The organism is Hallella multisaccharivorax DSM 17128 (assembly GCF_000218235.1).
GTDB lineage: Bacteria > Bacteroidota > Bacteroidia > Bacteroidales > Bacteroidaceae > Prevotella > Prevotella multisaccharivorax.
The window spans coordinates 2,219,820-2,244,358 of record NZ_GL945017.1 but is presented as its reverse complement, the minus strand read 5'-3'; the positions used below and the strand labels follow the sequence as shown (position 1 = coordinate 2,244,358).

Below are 24,539 nucleotides of genomic sequence, written 5' to 3'. Positions count from 1 at the left end.
AAGACAAACATATAATATTCATACAATGTTTGATTTTTCAGTAGTAACAAAATGGTTCGATGCTTTGCTCCGTCAGACTTGTGGCTTGAGCAATTTCTGGGCCGTCTTGATAGAATGTGTGATAGTGGGCCTTATCGTGCTGACGCTCTATGCCCTCATTGCTATGTTCATGATTTATTTTGAGCGTAAGGTCTGTGCATTCTTCCAATGCCGCCTTGGGCCCATGCGTGTGGGTAAGTGGGGTATCTTCCAGGTCGTGGCCGACGTGGTGAAGATGCTCATCAAGGAGATCTTCGGTGTGGACCGCTCAGATAAGTTCCTTTATACCCTCGCTCCGTTCCTCACCATCATCGCCTCCGTCGGCACGTTCTCGTTCCTTCCCTGGAACAAGGGTGCCGTGGTGCTCGACTTCAATGTCGGCGTGTTCATGGTGACCGCCATCTCGTCTATTGGTGTGCTTGGCGTGATTCTCTCCGGTTGGGGTTCAAACAATAAGTATTCTGTAGTCTCAGCCATGCGTGGCGCCGTGCAGATGATCTCTTATGAGATTTCTCTCGGTCTGTGCATGGTGACAGCCGTCATCCTTTGTGGCTCCATGCAACTCAGTGACATCATCGGTGTACAGACAGGTCCGTGGAGATGGCTCATCATTCAAGGTCATATCCCTGTTATCATCGCTTTCCTCATTTTCCTCATCGCCGGTAACGCTGAGGCCAACCGCGGCCCGTTCGACTTGGCGGAGGCTGAGAGTGAGCTGACTGCCGGTTATCATACGGAGTATAGTGGTATGGGCTTCGGCTACTTCTATCTCGCAGAGTACCTGAACCTCGTGGTCATCTCCGGCTTGGCTGCTACGATCTTCCTCGGAGGCTGGGCACCGCTGAACATTGGCATCAGTGGTTTTGATACCGTGATGAACTATATCCCCGGCTTCGTCTGGTTCGCTGCCAAGACCCTGCTCGTCATCTGGGTGCTGATGTGGGCCCGCTGGACTTTCCCCCGTCTTCGTATCGATCAGATCCTTACACTCGAGTGGAAATACCTCATGCCGTGCATGCTCCTGACACTTACGGTGATGACAGCTTGCGTCGCATTGGGCTTGACGCTTTAATTTATAGAAAAACATTAAAAGATAATCCCATTAGGTTATGTCACAATATTTTAAAGGTATCAAGGATGCTACCAAGACGCTGGCTACAGGCTTGAAGGTGACGATGAAGGAATACTTCACACCGAAGTCGACGGAGCAGTATCCTGAGAACCGCAAGACCACACTGCATGTCTCGGCGCGTCACCGCGGGCGCCTCGTGTTCAAGCGTGTGGAAGACCCCAACGACCCACAGGCTGTGAAGCGTGGGCTGAAGATCGGTGATTATAAATGTACCGCTTGTACGATGTGTGAGAAAGCTTGTCCGAACAACACTATCAAGATCACGGCGCACATGGCTGAAGACCCGGAGACAGGACGAAAGAAGAAGGTGCTCGACGACTATCAGTACGATCTCGGCGATTGCATGTTTTGTCAGCTCTGTGTCAATGCCTGTAACTTTGATGCCATCCATTTTGTCAACGACTTCGAGAATGCTGTCTTCGACCGCAAGAAGCTCGTACTGCACCTCGACAAGGAGGTTTATCAGGGTGGTTCGCTGCCTGACCTCATCAATGGCGGCGCTCCGTTGACAATCGGTAAGTTTAACACTAAAACCAAGTAAAGGATCATGGCTAGATTAGTAATGTTCTGTATTTTAGCTGTAGTCGTCCTTGGCTCAGCTGTTATGTCCGTCTGTACAAAGAGTATTATGCGCGCAGCTACATGGCTGTTGTTCGTGCTCTTCGGCATTGCCGGATTCTACTTCATTCTTGATTACACATTCCTTGGTGTCGCACAGGTCAGCATCTATGCCGGCGGCATCACGATCATGTACATCTTCGCCATCCAGCTTGTCTCCAAGCGTTCTCTTCAGAACCTTGTGGCCCGCTTCAAAGGTGTGCGTGTCGCCCAGGGTCTTCTGATCTCGCTCATCGGCCTCGTTGTAGTGAGTCTGATACTCGTGAAGAACCACTTCATCAACGCCGCGCTTGACGTTGCCAATGTAGAGGTTCCCATGAAGCAGGTGGGTCAGGCTATGGTCAGTTCTGGTAAATATGGATATGTGCTTCCGTTTGAGTTCATCTCAGTGTTCCTGCTGGCATGTATCATCGGCGGCGTAATGATTGCAAGAAAGGAGGACAAGAAATGATTTCTGTTTATGCATTTCTCGGAGTAAGCACACTGCTGTTCTTCATTGGTGTCTTTGGCTTCGTCACTCACCGTAACCTCGTTGCCATGCTCATCTCTATCGAGCTTGTACTGAACTCCGTGGACTTGAACTTTGCAGTTTTTAACCGTCTGCTTTTCCCCGGTCAGTTGGAGGGTGCTTTCTTCACCCTGTTCTCTATCGGCGTGAGCGCAGCAGAAACCGCTGTGGCACTGGCAATCATCATCAACGTTTACCGTAACTATCACAGTGATCAGGTGAACAGTATTGAGAATATGAAATTCTAAATAAGTAATGGAATACAGTTATTCATTTTTGATACTTCTTCTCCCTTTCCTGAGCTTCCTGGTCCTGGGACTGCTCGGCATGAAGATGAAGAAGCCCGTGGCCGGGCTCATCGGTACGACAGTGCTTGGCGTACTGTGGTGCATGAGTCTTTATACGGCTTATGAATATTTCTTTGCAATGGGCAGGGATGCTGCCACCGGTCTCTATCCGACGGTGACAGTGTTCAACTTCACCTGGCTGAAGTTCACGGACCTGCTGACGTTTAACATCGGTTTCCGTCTGACTCCTATCTCCGTGATGATGCTTATCGTTATCACCACGGTCTCGTTTATGGTTCATATCTATAGCTTCGGCTACATGGCTGAGCGTGATGAGAATTATAAAGCTGTCGGTTATGAGAAAGGATTCCAACGCTTCTACGCTTTCCTCTCTCTCTTCACGATGTCAATGCTCGGTCTGGTTGTGGCTACGAACATCTTCCAGATGTACCTCTTCTGGGAGCTGGTGGGTGTGTGCTCCTATCTGCTCATAGGATTCTACTATCCGAAGCACGCTGCCGTGCACGCTTCTAAGAAAGCATTTATCGTCACACGTTTCGCTGACCTCTTCTTCCTCATCGGTATTCTCTTCTACAGCTTCTATACAGGTACGTTCAACTACGACCTCACGGCTGATCCGAAGTTGATAACAGAGCTTCCCGGAGCTGCCTGGGTCCTTCCTGCCTCCCTGTTCCTGATGTTCATCGGTGGTGCCGGTAAGTCAGCCATGTTCCCCCTCCATATCTGGCTCCCGGATGCCATGGAAGGTCCGACGCCTGTGTCAGCCCTTATCCATGCTGCTACGATGGTTGTCGCCGGTGTCTATCAGGTAGCTTCGCTGATGCCTATTTGGGTGGCTTATGCCCCCAACACCTTGCATATCGTGGCTTACATTGCGGCGTTCACTGCTTTTTATGCGGCAGCTGTGGCTTGCTGCCAGCGTGACATCAAGCGTGGCCTCGCTTTCTCGACCATCTCGCAGATTGCTTACATGCTCGTCGCCCTGGGTGTCGTGACCTCTATGTCTGGCGAGGGAAGTGTTGGTTACATGGCTTCCATGTTCCACCTCTTCACCCACGCTATGTTCAAGGCTCTGCTCTTCCTCTGCTCGGGTGCCATCATCGTCATCATTGGATCCAACTTCAAGGAGTATATGGGCGGCCTGCATAAGTATATGCCGATCACGAACATCTGCTTCCTCATCGGTACCATCGCTATCAGTGGGTTCTGGCCGTTGGCCGGTTTCTTCTCCAAGGATGAGATTGTGGACGCTTGCTTCCATTTCTCTCCGTATCTCGGCTGGTTCATGACACTCGTCAGTGGAATGACCGCTTTCTATATGTTCCGTCTCTATTACGTCATCTTCTGGGGTGACAGCTACTATGAGCAGGATCCGGGGCATCGCCGCAAGCCCGCTGAGGTTCCTTTCGTCATGTGGGGTCCGCTGGTGTTCCTCTCTCTCATCTCTATTGTCGCCGGTTGGATTCCAATGGGTCACTTCATCTCTCTCAATGGTCATCCCGAGGAGATTGCCTTGCAGCATTTCCAGTTCGGTTCTACAGCATGGATCTCTCTCTGCGCAGCAACGATTGGCTTTGCGCTGGCTACATATATGTATGCTCCTAAACACAACCCGCTGCCCGACAAGCTCGCCGCAGCAATGCCGCGTCTGCACAAGGCTGCCCTCAACCGTTTCTATATCGACGATGCATGGCAGTTCTTTACACATAAGATAGTTTTCGGTTGCTTCTCTATTCCTATCGCCTGGTTCGACCGTCATGTCATCGATGGCATGTTCAACTTCTCGGCTTGGGCTACCCAGGAAGGCGGCGAGGCTATCCGTCCTTGGCAGAGTGGTGATGTACGTCAGTATGCTGTCTGGTTCATTACTGGTTCAGTGGCATTGACTCTCATCCTCATATGTATATTATAATGTATATTGAAAAATAATATATAAGATGACTTTTCTAACATTATTCGTCATTATACCGGTTCTGATGCTCTTCTGCCTGTGGCTCGCGAAGAACGACACGCAGGTGCGCATCGTGATGGCTGTGGGCTCAACGGCATTGCTTGCTCTGTCCATCTATCTGGTCTTTGCTTTCATTGGTGCCCGCGAGAGCATGCCGGCCGAGAAATATCCATTCCTTTTCGGTGATGCCATTCCTTGGTTTGAGCCATTGCACATCTTCTACCGTACGGGTGTGGACGGCATTGCTGTGGTGATGATTCTCCTTTCGTCTATCATCGTCTTCACCGGCACCTTCGCCTCGTGGCAGCAGCATCCCCAGCAGAAGGAATACTTCCTTTGGTTCACACTGCTCTCCACAGGGGTGTTCGGATTCTTCATCTCTGAGGATCTCTTCACGATGTTCATGTTCTATGAGGTCGCACTCATTCCTATGTACCTGCTGATTGGTATTTGGGGAACAGGACCTAAAGAATATTCAGCCATGAAACTCACCTTGATGCTGATGGGCGGCTCTGCGTTGCTGATCATTGGTATCTTAGGTATCTATTTCTTCAATGGCCAATACAGTGGCACCTATACGATGGACGTGATGCAGATAGCTATGCTTCATGCTATCCCAGTTTCCATACAGAAGATTTTCTTCCCGTTCATCTTCATCGGTTTCGGTGTTCTCGGAGCTCTCTTCCCGTTCCACACATGGTCTCCCGACGGTCATGCCTCCGCGCCCACGGCCGTGTCAATGCTTCACGCCGGTGTGCTTATGAAGCTCGGGGGCTACGGCTGCTTCAGGGTCGCCATGTTTCTGCTCCCCGAGGCCGCTCAGCAGCTCTCTTGGATCTTTCTCATCCTGACTACGATCTCGGTGGTTTACGGTGCCCTTTCAGCTTGTGTACAGACTGACCTGAAGTATATCAACGCTTACTCTTCCGTCTCCCACTGCGGCATGGTGCTCTTCGCCCTGCTGATGATGACGCAGACCGCTTGTACAGGTGCTATCCTTCAGATGTTGTCTCACGGTCTGATGACGGCCCTCTTCTTCGCTGTCATTGGTATGATCTATCACCGCACAGGTACGCGCGATGTTCGTCGCCTGGGAGGTTTGATGAAGATAATGCCATTCCTCTCCGTCGCTTATGTCGTTGCCGGTCTGGCTAACCTCGGTCTTCCCGGTTTCTCTGGCTTCGTGGCAGAGATGAACATTTTTGTCGGTTCTTTCCAGAACGCTGACGTGTTCCATCGTACTTGCACCATCATTGCCTGTACCTCTATCGTTATCACGGCTGTGTATATTCTCCGTGTTGTGGGTAAGATTCTCTATCAGAAAGTTCCCAATCCTGAGTATTTCAAGCTCACAGATGCTACCTGGGATGAGCGCATCGCTGTTGGGGGTCTTATCTTCTGTGTCGCAGGTCTCGGCCTTGCTCCACTGTGGGCTCAAAACATCATCAACGACGCTGTGGGCCCGATGATCAGTCATATCATGGGAATGTAAGTTTAACAGGACTAAGTTATACACGTTAGACTACGATTAAATTAGACAACAATGAATATCGATTACAGTCAATTTCTGAATATGATACCAGAGGTCACGCTGACGGCTATCCTGCTGATCGTGTTTGTCGTGGACCTCTTCACAGCCCAGAAGCCGTCTGCTCTTGCTGTTCGTCAGGCAGAGGAGGGTGAGCTGGCTTTGGAGAAAGAGAAGGGCGGGGCTCAGCCCCTGGCTGCCTCTGCACTCCGTAAGTGGTTCAATCCGCTGGTATGTGTGCTGCTCTTCATCCATATCCTCATTAACATCTTCCCGACGGCTGCCTCTACGGCTTTTGGGGGAATGTATGAGACGAACGCGAATATCGGCATTATCAAGACGATCCTTGCCTTCGGTACACTCATCGTGCTAATCCAGGCACGTGAGTGGTTGCAGCGTCCTGACACTGCTTTCAAGGAGGGAGAGTTTTATGTGCTGGTCATCTCCACTTTGCTCGGTATGAACATGATGGTAAGTGCCAACCACTTCCTTCTGTTCTTCCTCGGTCTTGAGATGGCCTCGGTGCCAATGGCATGTCTGGTGGCGATGGACAAATACCGCCATTATTCAGCCGAAGCTGGTGCAAAGTTCATCCTTACTGCCACCTTCTCAAGTGGTGTGATGCTCTTTGGCATTAGTTTCATTTATGGTGCTACAGGCTCACTTTATTTTGAAGACATTGCCTCGAAGATTGTAGCTACACCGCTGACTATCCTTGGCATGGTGTTCTTTTTCTCTGGCTTAGGCTTTAAGATTTCTTTGGTGCCTTTTCATTTCTGGACTGCCGACACCTATCAAGGCGCGCCAACGACGGTCACGGGTTATCTCTCTGTTGTCTCCAAAGGTGCTGCAGCTTTTGCTCTTTGTGCCATTCTGATGAAAGTCTTCGCTCCGATGGTGGAGTACTGGCGTTACATGTTGATGGTGGTTATCGTGTTGTCCATCACTATTGCCAACCTCTTCGCTATCCATCAGAAGAACCTCAAGCGTTTCATGGCGTTCTCGTCCATCTCGCAGGCCGGTTACATCGTGCTGGCCATTCTTGGTGATTCTGCCATGAGTGTGGTCGCATTAAGCTATTATGTACTCATCTATGTGGTTGCCAACCTCGCAGTCTTCGCAATTATCGCGTCTGTAGAGGAGCACAACGGTGGGACAGTGAACATGGATAGCTATAATGGTTTCTACAAAACAAACCCACGTCTGAGCTTTATCATGACGCTCGCCCTGTTCTCGCTCGGTGGCATTCCACCGTTCGCTGGCATGTTCTCAAAGTTCTTCTCATTCATGGCTGCAGCACAGGGTGCCCAGGTGACAACAACGATCGGAGTGCTGACCTATGCAGTGGTGTTCATCGCCTTGGTCAACACGGTCATCAGCTTGTACTACTATCTGCTTATCGTCAAGGCCATGTTCATCAAGCCTAACGATAACCCGCTGCCTACGTTCAAGAGTGCTGTCAGCACGAAGTTTACGCTTGCCATCTGCACGTTAGGTGTGGTGGTCTTTGGTGTATGTTCCTTCGTTTATGACTGGATAGCCGTTGCCGCAGGGATGTAATGTATGAATATTATTGCAGACTGTCCTTTTGAAGAGAGGCTGCAATTGTTACACCGTGTTTATCACAGTTCCTATTTTATCATTTTCTCGAATCAATGCCGTCCCGTTTTTATAGTTCGGTGTTGGTTCGAGTTTTTTGTTTTATTTTACTCCTCATAGCTTCAAGAGTCAGAAAGGCGACTGTGTCCAGTAACTTTTTCTTTATTTTCTTATTATTCTGACATATTATCCGTAATTTTGCAAAGAAGGCATGAATTGGCGGCTTATTTGAATATTTTAAGCTGCGTAATGATATACTCTCGATCGTTAGTAACTTTATCAATAATATAATTCAACAAGTAATGAAGAAGCAAGCATTGGTGACGGGCGCTAATAAAGGTATTGGTTATGAGATTGCCCGCCATTTAGGTAAGAGCGGATGGCAGGTTATTCTCGGAGCAAGAAACGAGCAGAGAGCCCTGCAAGCTATTGACAGTTTACGGGAGGATGGCGCCGACATCATGGGTTGGCAGTATGTCAACCTTTCTGACAACGGAGAAATAAGGCGTTCGGCTACAGAGATAGCACAACGATTCCCCGACCTTGCATTGCTGGTCAATAATGCAGGAATCTCTGGCGACATGTCAGTAAAGAGTTTTGAGCAGAGCTTGCAGGATGTTATCGATACCGTTCAGGTGAACTATATCGGTACGTTTTATCTGACCAAGTTGCTTCTGCCTTTGATAGAGAAATCACATGGGCGCGTCTGCAATATTACGGTTCCCTCATCCTTCAGTCCTTATTGGCACCCGATGGCTTATGTTGCCAGTAAATCTGGACAAAACACAATGGTCAGCACCATGGCTTGGGAGTTTGACCATTTCAAGATACCCGTAGAGATCTTTGACATTCATCCAGGAGCCACGTCAACAGACTTAAATGGCCACTATTCAGGACCTGGATCTCATCAGCCTGAAGTCATTGGTGAGAAGGTCGCAGCAGTGCTGAACGATGGCAAATGCCACAATGGGGAGTTTATTGAACTTTATCCCATTGTGGATGAAGGAAATTATTAAGCGCTTTATTTATCTTTCTTTCCAAAGAGCGAGAAGTGTACGTAGCGCTTGGGATGCGCCTTGATGTTGGTCAGCAATGAGTCTGCAGAGCGTATTGTGCTATTGAGATTATGGTAAAGGGCGGGGTCGTTCATCAACAATCCTAATGAGCCATTGGGTGAATTGAGCTGTTGCGTCACGCTTTCCACATTGTCGAGCGTACGGTCTACTTTCGCCATTGTCTGGTCGATGTTGAGCTGTGTGAGGCTTGCGGTGAATTTCTCTGTATTGTTGAGTGTTGCCCCTGCCTTACCAAGCGCATAGTCAGCTTTCGTCAGTATACCCGGCACTTGCCCGTTAGCTTGTGCCACGAGACGGTTGAGCCCTTGTGAGGTAACGGCGAGATTGGCTGAGACGGTCTGTATGTTGTGCAGCGATGCGCTGATGGCAGGATCTGCAAGCAGCATGTTTACACTTGCGAGAATGCTGTCAACTTTAGGCAACATCGCGGCAATGGTAGGAACCAGTTGTTGCACGGATCCCATGAGCCCTGCATTAAGGTTTCCGGTGATGGTGTCGCCGGGTTCAACGCGCTCGCGCGGGTTGTTGGTCAAGAGCAGATTCATTTTAATATTCCCCATCAAGTCGCTCACGATTTCTGCCGAAGAGCCTTTTGGTATACGCAAGTCATTGTCCACTTGGAACTCTACCAATACGCGGCCTTTTTTCTGATAGTCGTAAATGATGTTTTTTACATTGCCCACTTGGTAGCCGTCGGCATAGATGGGGTTGGAGGAAGACAAGCCGTTAATGTCTTTAAATGTGGCATAATAGACATTGTTGGTAGAGAATATCGGCATTCCTTTTAGGAAATGCAGCCCGAAGAAGAGCACGATGATTCCTGCGATAGCCACGAGGGCGATCTTTACTTCTTTGGTAAAAAACTTCATGTCGTCGTATGGTTTTGTGTCAGTCCACAGTTTGATGTAACAGTGAACCGTCAATGATTATTTCTTTTTATTATTGAGATATTCACGGATAGCCTCGTTGACATCCATGATTTTGCCGCCTTTCATGGCGATGATGAAGCAATCGGGGAATTTATCGAGAATTGTCGTACGCAGACGCTTGATCTCATTGTAATTGTTTGAAGCCCCATAGGTGTATCTTACAATTCCGCCATCAATGAAGTTGTCGTAGTTGTCCAGTCCTTTGAAGAGTGGACTGTTCTCTTCCAGCTTCTGCCTACCCGCGAAGATCTGGATCTTGAAGACCGGCTCGTTTCTGTCTATCTGCGTCTTTGTTTCCTTCTTAGGCTTTATCTCTCTGTCTTTCCGCGGCTTTATCTCATTAGCTGTCAGAGATCTGTGCTGGGGAGTGGCATTGGTCTTTACCGGTGCTGGCTTATCGGCATCGTTGACTTCAGGGACTTGCGGCCGGCTCGAATCATTGTCAGTGTCCTTATAGGGAATGTTGATGTCTGTACCGCCAAACCGCTGCTTGTAAATTTTAAATGCACTCACTATACCTTTTGTGTAGGCATTGAGTGCAGAGTCGGTATTGAGATAGTTCTCTTCATCGGGCGTGGTAATAAAGCCTAACTCTAACAGCACCGCGGGCATGCTGGTCAGTCGCAGCACGGCTAAGTTGTTTTGGTGGGCTCCGCCATTCTCACGGCCAGTGGCGCGGCATACCTCCCGTTGCAGAATGCGTGAGAACTCCACGCTGCGCTCACGGTTCTTGTCGGCAATGAGCTCAAACATGATGTCGCCCTCCGCCGAGTTCTCAAGTCCCTTGTATCGTGTCTTGTAATCTTTCTCCATGAAGATAACCGAGTTCTCTCGTTTTGCCACCTCCATGTTCTCCTGGATGCCGCGGGAGCCGGTGCGATCACCAGATCCCAGCGTGTAGCTTTGGAAGCCATGACTGATCCTTCCGCCGGCCAGGGCGTTGATGTGTACCGACATGAAAAGATTTGCTTTATTGCGGTTAGCAATGTCGGCGCGCTCATGCAGGGGAATAAATAGGTCAGTCCGTCGGGTGTAGATCACGCGTACGTCGGGACAACTCTGCTCGATGGCAGCTCCCAGAGCGAGCGCATAGCGCAATGTGAGGTTTTTCTCATATGAGATCAGACCTTTTGCTCCGCAGTCGTTGCCCCCGTGACCGGCATCGACGACCACGGTAAAGGTGCGTGCTGCTTCAAGATGGAGCAGCGTGAGGAGGAAGAAAATAAGGGTAAAGATTTTGCGCATATTTTGGTTTCCTCTATTCCAGATATTTTTTAAGCGCCCTCACCACACCGTTTTTCCAAGTATTGATATTGTCGTCGTTGAGCGAGAGCGAGCTGACGAGCTTTACCACATGGTCGATAGGCATGCCGTAGCGCAATACGCCGGAGATGAGTTTGGCGTAGTTCCAGTATTCAGGATTGAACTTGTCGGACAATCCCTCCACCGTGGTTTTGTATCCACGTCGGTTTTCAAACTGAAAGTCATAACGGTGGGAGCCGTCAGCATTGGTCTGGCGGATAATCTTACCTTTGGTGACGGTCTTGGGCAGCACGATGCCCTCGTCATCGTCCTGCAGCCCGGTGAAGATCTCATAGGGTCTCCCATCGAGCAGCCCTACAAAAGCCACCCATTTATCGCGGTTGTTTTGAAAGCGTACCACATCGCAGTCGAGCTCATCAGGGCGATCCTCGATCACCTTTGGCCGAGCATACGGGCCGTTTGCCCAGTTGGCACCGTCTGTCGACGCCGCCTGCTGGGGCTTCATATCCTTATCAGAATGTTGTGTGTCCATTGAAATTACTACAAGCTTGTTATTTGTCTTTACAGATCTGGTATTTGATTCGAGTGCAAAAATACCTTTTATTTTCCACATTTCCTATAAAAAGGGGACAAAAGAGCTTATTTTTTCAGATTATTTTCCATAACTTTGCACAAATCGGTTTACTTGATTATCATGGAAAGCTTAAACGCACGTAAAAGTATTCGTAAATATTCAGGCCGTGAGCTCACTGACCCGCTGCTTTTTTCTCTGCTCAAGCAGGCTGAGCGCACGCCCACTATGGGCAACCTTCAACTCTACAGCGTTGTGGTGACAAGGAGCCGGGAGAAGAAGCTTCAGCTGGCGCAGGCCCACTTCAATCAGCCTATGGTCACGGATGCACCGGTGGTGCTGACCTTCTGTGCTGATTTCCGCCGTACCTCATTATGGGCGGAGCATCGCAAGGCCGTGCCTGGCTACGACAACTTTCTCAGTTTTGTCAATGCGACCACCGATACGCTGCTCTATTGCCAAACATTTTGCAATTTAGCTGAGGAAACCGGTCTGGGCACGTGTTTTCTGGGTACAACTATCTACATGCCACAGCTCATCATCGACACTCTGCACTTGCCGAAGCTTACATTCCCCGTGGCGACCATCACGCTCGGCTGGCCCGACGAAGATCCTCCACAGAGCGACCGGCTGCCTGTCGATGCCATTGTCCACGCGGAAACCTACTACGACTACTCAGCAGAACGTATCGATCAGGCTTATGCTTACAAGGAATCCCTACCCGAGAACCGGCAGTTCGTAGAGATCAATCATAAGGAGACCTTGGCGCAGGTGTTCACCGATATCAGATACACCCGAGAAGACAACGAGGCCATGTCGGAGAGGCTGATCTTGGCCATCAGAAATCAAGGGTTTAACATTTAAGTAGTCGGCCCTTGACTTGTATAATGCAGACAAGAAAATGTCATTAAATTCAACGATTGAAATTGTTAAAGTGGAAACGGACAGACAGCTTAAAGCTTTTGTCGATTTCTACTATGATTTGTATCGCGCCTGTCCAAATGCGGTGCCTTATCTTTATCTGGCCGAGAAGCTGACATTGAAGCCCAGCTCCAATCCTGCCTTTGCCTTCTGTGAGGCGCAGTGTTTTCTCGCCATGATCGACGGTAAGCCCGCAGGGCGTGTGGTCGCCATTATCAACCGGCGCGCCAACGAACATTGGAAACGAAAGATGGTACGCTTTGGATGGTTCGATTTCGTCGACGATCCTGCCGTCTCCGAAGCCCTCCTCGACGCAGTGGCCAGGTGGGGTAAGGAGCGTGGCATGACAGAAATAGCCGGTCCTTTCGGTTTCGAAGACATGGACCGCGAGGGCATGCTTGTGGAAGGGTTTGAACATCTTTCCACCATGTATGTCAACTACAACTATGACTATTACCCGCGTCACATGGAACGGCTCGGCTTCAAGAAAGACAACGATTACGTGGAATACCGCGTGAAAGTGCCGGAGGAGACGCCTGCCAAGTTTGCCAAAACGGCTGAGTTCATTGAGAAGCGCTACCACCTGGAGCCCAGGAAATACAACTACCACGACATGACGAAAGGGGGAAAGGCGCGCGAGCTGTTCAATATTCTTAACATTACTTACCGTGATCTCTACGGCTATTCCCAGTTGTCAGATGACCAGATCGACACGATCACGAACAACTATATCAAACTTGCCGACTTGAACCTTGTGACTTGTGTGGTGGATACTGAGAAGAACGACAAGATGGTAGGCTTTGGAGTTTCCTTTCCCTCTTTCTCTGAGGCGTTGCGCCGCACCCATGACGGGCATCTGCTGCCGTTTGGCTGGTGGCGTCTGCTCAGGGTGCTGAAGTGGCATAAGACGCCGGAAGTGGACTTGCTTCTGATTGGCGTATTGTCCGAATATCGCATGAAGGGTGCCAATGCCATCATCTTCAATGACCTCATTTCGTGGTATCACCGATATGGTTTCCAATATGCAGTCACAGGTCCGCAGATGGAAACCAACAAAGGCGTGCTGTCGCAATGGCGGTATCTCGATTCTGAAGAAATCCGTCGACACCGCATTTATGTGAAGCCTATCATTTGATGTTGGCCCCATTACAGCGTAAAGGCAATGCGTTAACGGCGTAAAGGCAATGCGTTAACGGTGTAAAGGCAATGCGTTAACGGTGTAAAGGCAATGCGTTAACGGTGTAAAGGGAGGAGGCTTCTTGCCCGTATGTCTTTCTCTTGTCTTTTGCAAGATGTTTCTTTATTGTGTGTGCACACACACACTTGATGACGGGATGGAAACCAGTATAAAAAATACTGCCCTCCCGACAGTCATGTCTCGATGATCTGATCGGGGGGCAGTAGAAATGGGGTTTAGTCTTGGAAGTACACGCGTTTGACGCGGTTGCTAATGCCTGTGAGCACCTCGTAGGGGATGGTGTCGAGGGCATCTGAGAGCACGGTGACGGGCAGATGGTCACCGAAGATTTCCACGCTGTCACCTTCCTTACAGGGGATGCCGGTTACGTCAATCATGGCCACATCCATACAGATGTTGCCGACGTAGGCCGCTTTCTGCCCGTTGACGAGGCAGTAGCCATGTCGGTTGCCGAGATGCCGGTTGAGACCGTCGGCATAACCGATGGGAATGGCAGCGATCACGCTGTCGTGGTCTATCTTGCCCTTGCGGCTATACCCTACGGTGTCGCCAGCAGGCACGTCGCGCAATTGCAGGATGGTGGTTTTCAGTGTAGACACATTATTGATAATGTGGTTGTTGCGGCTGTCGATGCCATAGAGCCCGAGTCCGAGCCGGCACATATCGAGCTGGCGTTCAGGGAAGTGCTCGATGCCTGCCGAGTTGTCAATATGTCTGATAATCTTATGGCTGAAAGCGGCCTGAAGCTGTTGACTTCCCTTGTCGAAGAGCGCAAACTGTCGTGCGGAGAAATTGTCGAAGTCGTCGCTGTCGGAGCCTACGAAATGCGAGAAGACTGAGCGCGGGATAATGGCGTTCTGGTGTTTCAGGCGGTCAATGAGTCTTTCCATGTCTTTTTCCGGATCAAAACCAAGACGGTGCATGCCGGTATCGAGCTTGATATGCACGGGCCATCCGGTGATGCCTTCCTTTTCAGCTGCCTTGATAAGGGCGTCGAGAAGGCGGAAGGAGTACACCTCTGGCTCCAGATCGTAGTCGAACATCGTTTTGAAGGCAGACATCTCGGGATTCATAATCATGATGTTCGCCGTGATACCGTTGCGCCGGAGCGTTGCGCCCTCGTCGGCTACGGCCACGGCAAGATAGTCTACGCGGTGGTCTTGTAGCGTCTTTGCGATTTCCACGCTGCCTGCGCCATAGGCATCGGCTTTGATCATGCATACGAGTTTCGTTTCGGGTTTCATGAACGAGCGGTAGTAGTTGAGGTTGGCTACGACGGCATTGAGATTCACCTCCAGCACGGTCTCGTGCACTTTCTGCACTAACAGGTCGGTGATCTGGTCGAACCCGAACTGGCGCGCGCCTTTGATGAGGATGACCTCGTCGCGCAGTGTGCGGAAGACCGTGGAGTCGAGGAAGGAGCTGACACTGTTGAAGAAGAACTTCTCCGGTATGTCGATGAGTTCCGCGTTATCGGAGATCACTGGGCCTATGCCGATAAACCTCTCTATCCCGCGCTCTTTGGCCAGCCTGCCCACCTCGCGGTAGAGGTCGGCCGGTGCCATGCCGCTCTGTTGGATGTCGCTGAGGATGACCGTACGCCTGCGTCCTTTGTGGTCGGGGCGACGGCTCATGAAGTCGAGGGCGATGTCGAGAGAGTTGATGTCCGAGTTGTATGAGTCGTTGATGAGTGTGCATCCGTGGCGCCCTTCCTTCACCTCTAAGCGCATGGCAACAGGCTCTATCTGGCCCATGCGTGCCTTGAGCGTGTCGGCGTTGAGCCCCAGTTGGAGCGCTACGAGGGCAGTGACGACAGAGTCTTCGATGCTGGCATCGTCGATGAAGGGAATGGTGTAGCTTCCTTCTACTGACTTGAATGTGTAGCAGACTGTCGTAGAGGTCTCACCCTTCTTTATCCCGCTCACGAACATGGGGGCTTTGCTGTCTTTACATGACCAGCAGAGTCTCTCGCCCTTGTAGTCGGAAGCGTCAACAACTTGGCTCACGATGTTGTCGTCGGCATTGTAGACAATGACAGGTGCATCGTGGAAAAGAATGAGCTTCTCACGGCATTTCTCTTCCATGGATGTAAAGTTCTCCTGATGTGCTGTACCTATATTGGTGAGCACAGCGATGGTGGGCTGGATAATGTCGCGCAGGGCGAGCATCTCTCCAGGCTGGCTGATGCCAGCCTCGAAAACGCCGATCTGTGTGTCGTCATTCATCAGCCACACTGACAGAGGCACACCGATCTGTGAATTGTACGACCTGGGTGAGCGGGTGACGAAGTGGTCGGGCGAGAGCACCTGATAGAGCCACTCTTTCACTACGGTTTTTCCGTTAGAGCCTGTAATGCCGACGATAGGGATATTGAATTCATCGCGATGTCGCTCTGCGAGACGTTGCAGGGCCTCTAAAGAGTTGGTTACGCGCAGGAAGTTGGCCTGTGGAAAGCGTTTCTCGTAGTCGTCGGGAACCGTTGTTACCACAAAGTTGTGGACGCCACGGTCGTAGAGCGAGGAAATGTACTTGTGACCGTCGTTTCTCTCTGACTTGATGGCGAAGAATAAAGTCTCTTCAGGAAAGCACAGGGAACGGCTGTCGGTAAGCAGGAAGCCAATATTGGAATCGGTATTACCATATCGGCGAGCGCCTATCAGGGTAGTGATTTTCTCAATGGTATAAGTCATGGATGTGTTTTTTAAATCTGATGCAAAGTTAATAAAAAACTCAATAGGTATGCATGTAAACGTGTTGCAAAGATTTGTTAAGGTTATGGAAAGGTTTTTAACATGCGTTTTAACCAATTAATCATATCGTGATTATTGTGTACTTTTGCACATTAAGATTGCTAAATTGAATCATTAGAGAAGACATTAAAGATGAATCGTAGAGTAGTGCTCACAGGTATGGGCATTTGGTCATGTCTGGGGACATCTCTTGATGAGGTGCGCGATGCGCTTTATGAGGGGAGGAGCGGGGTGGTCTTCTCGCAGGAGCGTAAGGACGCGGGGTTCCGTTCGGGGTTATGTACACGCGTGCCTCAGCCTGATCTCAAGCCGTTTGTGAAGCGCAATCAGCGGCATTTCATGCCCGAGGAAGCACAGTATGCCTATATGGCAACGAAGGCTGCGCTGGAGTATGCCGGAATCGACCAGGAATTCATCGATGATAACGAAATAGGCATCATCTATGGCAACGACTCTACGATTGAGGCAACGATGCGGGCCATGGACAAATTCAGGGAGTTTAACGATACTGCAGCCTGTGGTTCAGGAGCGCTCTTCCAGTCGATGAATTCGAATATTACGATGAATCTTGCCTGTCTTTTCCATCTGAAAGGTATCAATCTCACTACATCGGCTGCCTGCGCCTCCTCGTCTCAGGCCATTGGTCTTGGCGCATTGCTGATTGGCCAGGGTCTGCAGGACTGTGTCGTATGTGGGGGAGCAGAGGAGAATAATTTGTGGGGCATGGTGAGTTTCGACGGCATCCAGGCTTTCTCTCTCCGCGAGGATGCTCCGATGAAGGCGAGCCGGCCTTTTGATCGCGACCGCGACGGACTTGTTCCTGGTGGAGGTGCCGCAACAGTGGTCCTTGAGGATTATGAGTATGCCATGAGGAGAGGGGCGCACATCATCGCCGAGATTGCCGGATGGGGCTTTTCAGGTAATGGCGACCATATCTCTACACCTAACATTATCGGTCCGACAAGGTCATTGCAACGTTGCCTGAAGTGCAGCGGCATTGATGACCTCAGGGCGATAGGCTATGTAAATGCCCATGCTACCTCAACGCAGGCCGGTGACGGTCCCGAGGCACTTACTATCGCTAACGTCTTCGGCGACTATCGGGTACCGGTGACCTCGACGAAGAGCCAGACCGGACACGAGATGTGGATGGCCGGTGCCAGTGAGTTGATTTACTCAACATTGATGATGAAGAATGGATTTATTGCAGGTAATATTAACTTCGAGAATCCTGATGAGAATACGGCGAAAATCAATGTGATCCCTGAAACAATTGAGCGTAAGTTTGATATGTTTGTAGAGAACAGTTTCGGCTTTGGGGGCACTAATTCAACGTTATTAGTAAAAGACTTTAAAGGATAAACAGATATGACACGAGAAGATATCATCAAGCAGGTAAATAGTATATTGGCTGAAGAGTTTGAGACGGAAAGCAGTGACTTTGACCCAAATGCTAAAGTTTATGATGCGCTCAGTCTTGACTCGCTGAGTCTTGTCGACCTTGTGGCTGTCATTCAGTCGGAATATGGCGTAAAGATTCCTACGGAGTCGCTTCGCAAGATTATTACATTCAACGATCTCTACGATTTTATTGAGAGTCATTTAGAGAAGTAAGTGCCCCGATTCGACGTCATCATCATTGGTTCAGGCCTTGGCGGAATGGAATGTGCCAACATATTGGCATCCAATGGCTTAAGAGTGCTTGTGCTTGAACGTAATGGTCATCCCGGAGGGTGTATGCAGAGCTTTCTCCGGCAAGGCCTGCATTTTGACACGGGCTTCCATTATATAGGGGGTCTGGGCAAGGGTGAGCCTCTTGAGGCTCCTTTCCGTATGCTGGGTCTGCTTTCGCTTCCTTGGCAAAGACTTGACGGCAACGGTTTTGACCGGATAGTGGCGGATCATCAGGTCTTCCAACTGGCTCAGGGCTTTGATGCTTTCACTGATTCCTTGGCTGAGCACTTCCCTCATGAGAGAAAGAGCCTGAAAGCGTTTGTAGAAACTCTGAAAGCCAGTGACCGTGAGCAGTGGGAGGCTCTCTGTCCGCTGCCTGCTAATCATCTAAACTCGTGGCCTACATTGGCGGTCGGGGCGTGGGACTTCTTGCGTCAACACTTTCATGATGCCACGCTTATCAATGTTTTGTCGGGTAATGCCTTCCGGATGGAGTTGAACCGTGAGACATTACCGCTCTTTGTTTTCACTCATTGCAGCAGCAGTTTTATTCAGAGTAGTTGGCGACTGCGTGGAAGTGGGAACCTCATAATTAAATCACTTATTGACCGTTTGCAACGACTGGGTGGAAAAGTAGTGTGCAAAGCCGAGGTGGATGAGCTGATTATTAGAGACGGCAAGGCAGTGGCAGCTCACTGTAAAGATGGCATTGACTATGAGGCCACACTTTTTGTGAGTGATGTTCATCCTCAACAGACATTTACTTGGATCAAAGATTCACATATTCTCAAGTCGGCTTTTTTACATCGCATCAACAGCATGCAAGACACCTATGGTATGCTTTCTGTGCAATTGTTGCTTCGGTCCTTTACCATTCCGTACTTTAATCACAATTATTATGTTTACCGGAATGGCTGTAGTCCGTGGGATTTGCCATTGTCGGATGGGGTAGTGGGAGGCGTTATGCTGAGTTGTCGGGTGCCGGAAGATGGCAGTCCGTATACCCGGCAAATCGATTTGCTCACTCCTATGACGTGGGCAGAGTGTAGTTGTCGGGCTGATTCGGGATCAGAAGGAAGCGGAAACGATTACGATTTGCTCAAAGCTCACAAGGCAGCACAGTGTATGGAGCTGGCGGAGAAAGTAATCCCAGGCCTTCGTGAAGCCGTGGTCCGGCGCTATATCTCTACGCCGACAACCTGGCACAACTTTACGTTGTCGCCCTTCGGCTCAGCTTTTGGATTACGAAAGGACTATCATAATCCGCTGGTTTCCATTCTCTCTCCCCGCACACCCGTAGCAAATCTTTTCCTTACCGGTCAGAATGTGATGATGCAAGGAGTTCATGGAGTCACAATTACTGCCTTGTTGACCGCCGGTGAGATCATCGGGAAAGATACTGTTTGGAAACAATTGTGGAAGTAAAGGACTTATTGCTTCTTCAACTTAAACGATGTCTCAATGCTGACCAGCTCTGCAGAGAAGGCCTCGTCGACTTGGATGCGCTTTTCTACTTGTGAGCAAGAGTGGATCACTGTGGAGTGATCGCGGTTGCCAACGAGCTTGCCGATACGGCTTGCCGGCATCTTCGTGTACTTTTGCGCAAGATACATCGACACTTGACGCGCTACGACATAATCGCGCTTACGGCTCTTGGAATTGATTTGTGTAGTGGTGACATTGTAATGCCGGCACACTTTCTCCAAGATGTCGTCCACGGTGAGGGGCCTGTCGTCCACTTTCACGGCACGTTTGATGACGCGTTGGGCAAGTCGCATGTCGATATTGCAGTTGTAGACAATGCAGTAGGCTAACAATGATTGTATGACCCCTTCGAGATCACGTACACTTCCGCTTGCAGTTTCTGCTATAAACTCAATGACATCGCGTGGAATCTTCAGCCCATCTCGCTTGATTTTATTTTCAAGGATATCCACGCAGAGCTTTCGGTTGGGCTTCTCCAGTTCGGCGATGAGGCCGCATGAGAATCGCGTAAGCAGGCGGTCGGGCATATCCTTGAGGTCTACCGGTGGACGGTCGGAAGCGAGGATAATGCGCTTGCCATTGCGGAAGAGATTATTAAAGATGTGGAAAAATGTATTCAGCGTGCCCGTCTTTCCCATCCATTCCTGAATGTCGTCGACAATAAGCATGTCGATGGTCTGGTAAAAGGCGATGAAAGAGTTAACCGTGTTCTGCAACACGGCATTGCTGTATTGGACCTGAAACAGCCGTGCAGATATATAGAGCACGCGCTTCTGCGGATAAAGCTCCTTGGTACGCATGCCTATAGCATTGATGAGGTGTGTCTTTCCGCATCCTGACGGTCCATAAATGAACATCGGATTGAACTGCATTGTGCCTGGATGCTCGGCGATAGACTGTCCCACAGAGCGGGGAAGCTTGTTGCTGTCTCCCTCAATATAGTTGGCAAAAGTGAGATGAGGATTGAGTTGTGGGTCGAGTGCTTGAGGTTGAGCGGCATCAAGGGGGGTCGGACTTTGGTTGCCCCGTTGAAGCGGCTGTTGCTTGACACCGTTGGCCGGCTCCGACCACACGGTCTCTGTGCCGCCACTATCTTTGCCCTCTTTGTCCACAACGACACGATAAGACAAATGAATCTTAGGGCCAAAACACTCATAGAGCACCTTGGTAAGGAGGTCGACGAAGTTCTCTTCTAAGTATTCGTAGACGAAAGGACTGGGTACCTGCACGAGGATCATCCTTTGAGCCTCATCGAAGTGCTCAAAGACAATGGGCTTGAACCACGTATCGTAAATCTGCCCAGTGACATTTTGACGAATCAATGTCAGTGCTTTCAGCCATCGGGAGTCTTCTTTTGCTTTCATTTCGTTCAACTTGGTGGATGTAGATTGTCCTCTATCATCTTGTCCTTTCTCATGAAAAGGCATCTGCAAAACTACATATTTTTTGGCGATGCTGCAAATCATTTTTTCTGACTGTGGTGGAGGACCTCATCCTAACTTCTTACAAATGATATGATTAAGCAATAAAAAAGCATTCTGTTAATGTGTTTTAAATAATTCTGTTCTTTGAACGGCGGGCCTCGACAGCTTCATTTCGAGGAATTGTCATCAGAAAAGGAAAGAAAGTGGTCGCTCATGCAGGTCATTCACACAAAAAAAACTTATCTTTGTGCGCAGGAAACATCATATAGCATTTAAAATAAGAATATTATGGCTCGTTTTAAAAGAATCCTGCTTAAGCTCTCCGGCGAGAGCCTGATGGGACATCAAGGTTTTGGCATTGATCCTCAGCGGTTGGCTGACTACGCGGCTCAGATCAAGGAGATCCACGATATGGGCGTGGAAATAGGTGTCGTCATCGGCGGCGGCAACATTTTCCGTGGACTCAGTGGCTCGCAGAAAGGCTTCGACCGTGTGAAAGGTGACCAGATGGGCATGTGCGCCACGGTGATTAATTCGTTGGCCCTGAGCTCGGCATTAGGAGCTATAGGCGTGGAAAACAAGGTAATGACGGCCATTCGTATGGAGCCTATCGGCGAATTCTATAATAAGTGGAAAGCCATTGAGGCGCTTCTGGCCGGCTATGTTTGCATTTTCTCGGCTGGTACCGGCAACCCTTATTTCACGACTGATACGGGCTCCTCGCTCCGCGGCATAGAGATTGAGGCTGATGTGATGCTCAAGGGTACGCGTGTGGATGGCGTTTACACGGCGGATCCGGAAAAGGACCCCACGGCGAGGAAGTTCAATGAGATTTCTTACCATGAAGTGTTGGAGCGTGGCCTGAAGGTGATGGACCTCACAGCCATCTGCATGTGTCAGGATAATCATCTGCCCATTTATGTATTCAATATGGATGTTGTTGGCAATCTTCGTAAAGTCATTGACGGAGAGGAGATTGGCACGCTTGTAAAACCGTAGATAGGAAGTCACGATATGGCTCTTATTTTTTAGCGATTCCCTCTACGGTGTAATGGCAATGCGTTTACGGTGTAGAGGCAATGCGTTTACGGTGTAATGGCATCGCGTTTACGGTGTAGAGGCAATGCGTTTACGGTGTAGAGACAAAACCATTACGGCGCAGTGGAATTGCCGCTGCGCCGTAATGGTTTTAGAAACTTGGTTGATGAAATATTTTTCCGTGCTTTAGGCCTGCATTTCTCTCAAGGCGCTCAGCAGTTCTGCATTCTCGGTTTTGGTGCCGATTGTGACGCGCAGGCAGTCGTTGCAGAGCTTGATATGCGTGCGGTTCCTGACAATGATGCCTTTCCCTACCAAGTAATCGTAGATGCCCTGCGCGTCGGTCATCCTGGCAAGAAAGAAGTTTGCATCGGTGGGAAACACCTCTTTGCAGACAGGCAGCTCTTTGAAGGCCTGCAGCATGCGCTTGCGCTCTAAGAGGATGAGGCTGACCCACTTTTCAACAGCCTCGATGTTGTCAAGCTCCTCAAGTGCCTGCCGCTGTGTGAGCTGGTTGACATTGTAGGGGTATTTTACCTTATTGAAAAGCCCAATGATCTCTTTGTCGGCGAATGCCATGCCTAAGCGGATGGCTGCGCACCCCCATGCCTTGCTCATGGTGTTGAGCACAATGAGGTTGGGGAACTCGGCGAGTCGGCGTCTGAAGGTGGGGACGGTGGAGAAGTCGCTGTAGGCCTCGTCGATGACGATGATGCCGTCGAACCGGCTCAGCACTTTCTCAACCTCAGTTACCTGCAGGTTGTTGCCCGATGGATTGTTGGGCGAACACAGCCACACCACCTTGGTGTGCTTGTCACAGGCTGCGAGAAGGCGGTCGGCGTTCAACTGGTAGTGCTCGTCGAGCAGCACAGGCTTGTAAGCCACGTCGTTGATGTCGGCGCAAACCTTGTACATGCCGTAAGTAGGCTCTATGGCTACCACATTGTCTACCTGTGGACGACAGAAGATCCGGTAGACGAGATCGATGGCCTCGTCGGAGCCATTGCCTAAGAAAATGCATTCGGGCGGCACCTGCTTATATTTGGAGAGCCTCTGTTTCACTTCCGTCTGCAATGGGTCCGGATAGCGATTCAACAGGGTGTTGTAGGGATTCTCATTAGCGTCAAGAAAGACATGTGCCTCGTGACCGCTGTATTCGCTGCGGGCAGAGCTATAGGGTGCGAGTCGCCAAATGTTGGGTCTGACTAAATCGTGGAGTTGTCTCATGAATGTGGGCGTTTATAAGTTGTTCATTCTCAATCTCATGGCGTTGGCATGAGCTTCTAACTGCTCGTTCTCGGCCATGGTGACAACAGTCTGTCCAATGCTGCGGATGCCGTCTTCGGTGAGATGCTGAAAAGTCACCTTTCGGTTATAGCTGTCAAGGTTGACGCCATTATAGGCAAGCGCGTATTGGTGGGTTGGCAGGGTGTGGTTGGTGCCGCTGGCATAGTCGCCCGCGCTCTCGCATGCCCACTGTCCCAGGAAGACACTTCCTGCGTTGACGACCTTCTCTGCAAGCTGGTTGTAGTCGTCTGTAGATAGGATGAGGTGCTCGGGTGCATAGAGGTTGCAGAGCTCCATGGCTTCCTCCTTGTCATGTACGAGGACAAGCTTGGAGTTGGTCAGCGTTTGCGCGGCGATCTCTCTGCGCGGAAGCCGTGCGAGCTGGCTCTCCACTTCCTGGCTCACCTCGTCGAGCATTTTCTCGGAAGTCGTAATGAGAATCACCTGTGAGTCAGTGCCGTGCTCTGCCTGTGAGAGAAGGTCAGCAGCCACATAAACAGGATTGGAGGTCTGATCAGCCACTACACACACTTCGCTGGGCCCTGCGGGCATGTCGATGGCAACATCGTGCAGGCTCACCTGTTGCTTGGCAGTCATGACGAACTGGTTGCCTGGGCCGAAGATCTTGTAAACCTTGGGTACTGTTTCAGTGCCATAGGCCATGGCACCAATAGCCTGAACACCACCTGCCTTATAGATTTTACTGACACCGGCTGTTCTGGCTGCTGCGAGAATGGCCGGATTCACTTTTCCATGCTTGTCGGGTGGCGTGCACAGTACGATTTCGCGGCATCCGGCTATCTTGGCAGGTGTAGCGAGCATGAGCACGGTGGAGAAGAGGGGCGCGGTGCCACCGGGGATGTAGAGTCCTACCTTCTCGATGGCAATGCTCTTCTGCCAGCAGGTCACGCCTCTGCAAGTGGTGACGCGTTCACCTTTAAACTGCTGTGCCTGGTGGAAGACCGCAATGTTGTGGTGGGCCAGCTCCAAGGCTGCTTTCAGGTCGGCAGAGATGCTGTTCATGGCCTCTTCCATCTCTTGTCCGGTGACTTGAAGTGAGGCCAGACGGGCATGGTCGAACTTCTCTTCATAGCGTTTCACGGCTTCGTCGCCATGCTCCCTGATGTCCCTGAGCACCGTTGAGACGGTCTCGTTGAGCTGGGAGAAATCCATGTGAGGTCGCTCAACGATGGCCTGCCATCCTGTTTTTGGAGGATATTTGATAATGTTCATTGCTCGT

Annotated in this window: 20 protein-coding genes and 1 pseudogene; 14 read left to right on the top strand and 7 right to left on the bottom strand. The window is 50.2% G+C overall.

The window, feature by feature from the left end; genetic code table 11:
• Nucleotides 1–25 precede the first annotated feature (25 nt).
• The 8 genes from PREMU_RS09705 to PREMU_RS09670 all read left to right on the top strand — a co-directional run bounded on the left by PREMU_RS09705 (nt 26) and on the right by PREMU_RS09670 (nt 8,699).
• Nucleotides 26–1,111: a complex I subunit 1/NuoH family protein gene (locus tag PREMU_RS09705; RefSeq protein WP_007574940.1), complete on the top strand. Its 1,086-nt coding sequence runs from the start codon at nt 26–28 to the stop codon at nt 1,109–1,111.
• Between the two features lie 37 nt (nt 1,112–1,148).
• The gene (locus PREMU_RS09700; protein ID WP_007574938.1) at nt 1,149–1,712 is read left to right on the top strand and encodes a 4Fe-4S dicluster domain-containing protein; all 564 of its coding nucleotides are present in this window, start codon (nt 1,149–1,151) and stop codon (nt 1,710–1,712) included.
• Between the two features lie 6 nt (nt 1,713–1,718).
• The gene (locus tag PREMU_RS09695; RefSeq protein WP_007574936.1) at nt 1,719–2,240 is read left to right on the top strand and encodes an NADH-quinone oxidoreductase subunit J family protein; all 522 of its coding nucleotides are present in this window, start codon (nt 1,719–1,721) and stop codon (nt 2,238–2,240) included.
• A complete protein-coding gene (gene nuoK, locus PREMU_RS09690) occupies nt 2,237–2,545 on the top strand; it encodes an NADH-quinone oxidoreductase subunit NuoK (RefSeq protein WP_007574935.1) in 309 nt (102 codons plus the stop codon). Before PREMU_RS09695 ends, nuoK begins: the two co-directional genes overlap by 4 nt.
• A 7-nt stretch (nt 2,546–2,552) precedes the next feature.
• The gene (nuoL, locus tag PREMU_RS09685) at nt 2,553–4,517 is read left to right on the top strand and encodes an NADH-quinone oxidoreductase subunit L (protein WP_007574933.1); all 1,965 of its coding nucleotides are present in this window, start codon (nt 2,553–2,555) and stop codon (nt 4,515–4,517) included.
• Between the two features lie 25 nt (nt 4,518–4,542).
• Nucleotides 4,543–6,048 carry a complex I subunit 4 family protein gene (locus PREMU_RS09680; protein WP_007574930.1) on the top strand — a complete coding sequence of 502 codons (1,506 nt, stop codon included), beginning with the start codon at nt 4,543–4,545 and terminating at the stop codon, nt 6,046–6,048.
• Nucleotides 6,049–6,099: 51 nt separating this feature from the next.
• Nucleotides 6,100–7,644, top strand: a complete 1,545-nt coding sequence (locus PREMU_RS09675) for an NADH-quinone oxidoreductase subunit N (RefSeq protein ID WP_007574928.1) — start codon at nt 6,100–6,102, stop codon at nt 7,642–7,644.
• Nucleotides 7,645–7,985: 341 nt separating this feature from the next.
• Entirely contained in the window at nt 7,986–8,699 is a 714-nt protein-coding gene (locus tag PREMU_RS09670; protein ID WP_007574926.1) for an SDR family NAD(P)-dependent oxidoreductase, read from the top strand.
• 5 nt (nt 8,700–8,704) lie between these two features.
• On the opposite strand, the gene PREMU_RS09665 is transcribed toward PREMU_RS09670, so the two are convergent.
• The 3 genes and pseudogenes from PREMU_RS09665 to PREMU_RS09655 form a co-directional block, all read right to left on the bottom strand.
• Nucleotides 8,705–9,628: an MlaD family protein gene (locus tag PREMU_RS09665; RefSeq protein ID WP_040558244.1), complete on the bottom strand. Its 924-nt coding sequence runs from the start codon at nt 9,626–9,628 to the stop codon at nt 8,705–8,707.
• Nucleotides 9,629–9,685: 57 nt separating this feature from the next.
• Nucleotides 9,686–10,933 carry an N-acetylmuramoyl-L-alanine amidase family protein gene (locus PREMU_RS09660; protein ID WP_007574923.1) on the bottom strand — a complete coding sequence of 416 codons (1,248 nt, stop codon included), beginning with the start codon at nt 10,931–10,933 and terminating at the stop codon, nt 9,686–9,688.
• Between the two features lie 19 nt (nt 10,934–10,952).
• Nucleotides 10,953–11,393, bottom strand: a pseudogene (locus PREMU_RS09655) (ribonucleoside-triphosphate reductase); the annotation flags it as partial.
• A 252-nt stretch (nt 11,394–11,645) separates the two neighbouring features.
• Here PREMU_RS09655 and PREMU_RS09650 point away from each other — a divergent pair.
• Nucleotides 11,646–12,386, top strand: a complete 741-nt coding sequence (locus tag PREMU_RS09650; RefSeq protein ID WP_007574921.1) for a nitroreductase family protein — start codon at nt 11,646–11,648, stop codon at nt 12,384–12,386.
• A gap of 37 nt (nt 12,387–12,423) precedes the next feature.
• The gene (locus PREMU_RS09645) at nt 12,424–13,578 is read left to right on the top strand and encodes a hypothetical protein (protein WP_007574920.1); all 1,155 of its coding nucleotides are present in this window, start codon (nt 12,424–12,426) and stop codon (nt 13,576–13,578) included.
• 278 nt (nt 13,579–13,856) lie between these two features.
• Here the strand turns inward: PREMU_RS09645 and PREMU_RS09640 are convergent, their stop codons facing one another.
• Nucleotides 13,857–16,331 carry a bifunctional UDP-N-acetylmuramoyl-tripeptide:D-alanyl-D-alanine ligase/alanine racemase gene (locus tag PREMU_RS09640; protein ID WP_007574919.1) on the bottom strand — a complete coding sequence of 825 codons (2,475 nt, stop codon included), beginning with the start codon at nt 16,329–16,331 and terminating at the stop codon, nt 13,857–13,859.
• Nucleotides 16,332–16,523: 192 nt separating this feature from the next.
• Here PREMU_RS09640 and PREMU_RS09635 point away from each other — a divergent pair, with 192 nt between their 5' ends.
• The 3 genes from PREMU_RS09635 to PREMU_RS09625 are packed head-to-tail and all read left to right on the top strand — an operon-like array spanning nt 16,524 to nt 19,490.
• Nucleotides 16,524–17,753 (top strand): beta-ketoacyl-[acyl-carrier-protein] synthase family protein, encoded by a 1,230-nt coding sequence (locus tag PREMU_RS09635; RefSeq protein ID WP_007574918.1) that lies wholly within the window; start codon nt 16,524–16,526, stop codon nt 17,751–17,753.
• A 6-nt stretch (nt 17,754–17,759) separates the two neighbouring features.
• Complete coding sequence (locus PREMU_RS09630; protein ID WP_007574917.1) at nt 17,760–18,005, top strand: acyl carrier protein; 246 nt, start codon at nt 17,760–17,762, stop codon at nt 18,003–18,005.
• Nucleotides 18,006–19,490 (top strand): phytoene desaturase family protein, encoded by a 1,485-nt coding sequence (locus PREMU_RS09625; RefSeq protein WP_007574916.1) that lies wholly within the window; start codon nt 18,006–18,008, stop codon nt 19,488–19,490.
• Between the two features lie 5 nt (nt 19,491–19,495).
• Here PREMU_RS09625 and dnaA read toward each other — a convergent pair whose 3' ends face one another.
• The gene (gene dnaA, locus PREMU_RS09620; RefSeq protein WP_040558898.1) at nt 19,496–20,914 is read right to left on the bottom strand and encodes a chromosomal replication initiator protein DnaA; all 1,419 of its coding nucleotides are present in this window, start codon (nt 20,912–20,914) and stop codon (nt 19,496–19,498) included.
• A 348-nt stretch (nt 20,915–21,262) separates the two neighbouring features.
• On the opposite strand from dnaA, the gene pyrH reads away from it, so the two are divergent.
• Nucleotides 21,263–21,973: a UMP kinase gene (gene pyrH, locus PREMU_RS09615; RefSeq protein WP_007574912.1), complete on the top strand. Its 711-nt coding sequence runs from the start codon at nt 21,263–21,265 to the stop codon at nt 21,971–21,973.
• 225 nt (nt 21,974–22,198) lie between these two features.
• On the opposite strand, the gene hisC is transcribed toward pyrH, so the two are convergent.
• Both hisC and hisD read right to left on the bottom strand, forming a co-directional pair.
• Nucleotides 22,199–23,239 carry a histidinol-phosphate transaminase gene (gene hisC, locus PREMU_RS09610; RefSeq protein WP_007574910.1) on the bottom strand — a complete coding sequence of 347 codons (1,041 nt, stop codon included), beginning with the start codon at nt 23,237–23,239 and terminating at the stop codon, nt 22,199–22,201.
• 12 nt (nt 23,240–23,251) lie between these two features.
• The gene (hisD, locus tag PREMU_RS09605; protein WP_007574909.1) at nt 23,252–24,532 is read right to left on the bottom strand and encodes a histidinol dehydrogenase; all 1,281 of its coding nucleotides are present in this window, start codon (nt 24,530–24,532) and stop codon (nt 23,252–23,254) included.
• Nucleotides 24,533–24,539 lie beyond the last annotated feature (7 nt).

Excerpts from the sequence above, each read along its gene's own strand:
- PREMU_RS09640 (WP_007574919.1), bottom strand. The coding sequence starts at position 16,331 with ATGACTTATACCATTGAGAAAATCACTACCCTGATAGGCGCTCGCCGA.
- PREMU_RS09670 (WP_007574926.1), top strand. The coding sequence starts at position 7,986 with ATGAAGAAGCAAGCATTGGTGACGGGCGCTAATAAAGGTATTGGTTAT.
- PREMU_RS09675 (WP_007574928.1), top strand. The coding sequence starts at position 6,100 with ATGAATATCGATTACAGTCAATTTCTGAATATGATACCAGAGGTCACG.
- PREMU_RS09700 (WP_007574938.1), top strand. The coding sequence starts at position 1,149 with ATGTCACAATATTTTAAAGGTATCAAGGATGCTACCAAGACGCTGGCT.
- PREMU_RS09665 (WP_040558244.1), bottom strand. The coding sequence starts at position 9,628 with ATGAAGTTTTTTACCAAAGAAGTAAAGATCGCCCTCGTGGCTATCGCA.
- PREMU_RS09630 (WP_007574917.1), top strand. The coding sequence starts at position 17,760 with ATGACACGAGAAGATATCATCAAGCAGGTAAATAGTATATTGGCTGAA.
- hisC (WP_007574910.1), bottom strand. The coding sequence starts at position 23,239 with ATGAGACAACTCCACGATTTAGTCAGACCCAACATTTGGCGACTCGCA.
- nuoK (WP_007574935.1), top strand. The coding sequence starts at position 2,237 with ATGATTTCTGTTTATGCATTTCTCGGAGTAAGCACACTGCTGTTCTTC.
- PREMU_RS09695 (WP_007574936.1), top strand. The coding sequence starts at position 1,719 with ATGGCTAGATTAGTAATGTTCTGTATTTTAGCTGTAGTCGTCCTTGGC.
- dnaA (WP_040558898.1), bottom strand. The coding sequence starts at position 20,914 with ATGAAAGCAAAAGAAGACTCCCGATGGCTGAAAGCACTGACATTGATT.
- PREMU_RS09635 (WP_007574918.1), top strand. The coding sequence starts at position 16,524 with ATGAATCGTAGAGTAGTGCTCACAGGTATGGGCATTTGGTCATGTCTG.
- PREMU_RS09680 (WP_007574930.1), top strand. The coding sequence starts at position 4,543 with ATGACTTTTCTAACATTATTCGTCATTATACCGGTTCTGATGCTCTTC.
- PREMU_RS09660 (WP_007574923.1), bottom strand. The coding sequence starts at position 10,933 with ATGCGCAAAATCTTTACCCTTATTTTCTTCCTCCTCACGCTGCTCCAT.
- nuoL (WP_007574933.1), top strand. The coding sequence starts at position 2,553 with ATGGAATACAGTTATTCATTTTTGATACTTCTTCTCCCTTTCCTGAGC.
- PREMU_RS09650 (WP_007574921.1), top strand. The coding sequence starts at position 11,646 with ATGGAAAGCTTAAACGCACGTAAAAGTATTCGTAAATATTCAGGCCGT.
- hisD (WP_007574909.1), bottom strand. The coding sequence starts at position 24,532 with ATGAACATTATCAAATATCCTCCAAAAACAGGATGGCAGGCCATCGTT.
- pyrH (WP_007574912.1), top strand. The coding sequence starts at position 21,263 with ATGGCTCGTTTTAAAAGAATCCTGCTTAAGCTCTCCGGCGAGAGCCTG.
- PREMU_RS09705 (WP_007574940.1), top strand. The coding sequence starts at position 26 with ATGTTTGATTTTTCAGTAGTAACAAAATGGTTCGATGCTTTGCTCCGT.
- PREMU_RS09645 (WP_007574920.1), top strand. The coding sequence starts at position 12,424 with ATGTCATTAAATTCAACGATTGAAATTGTTAAAGTGGAAACGGACAGA.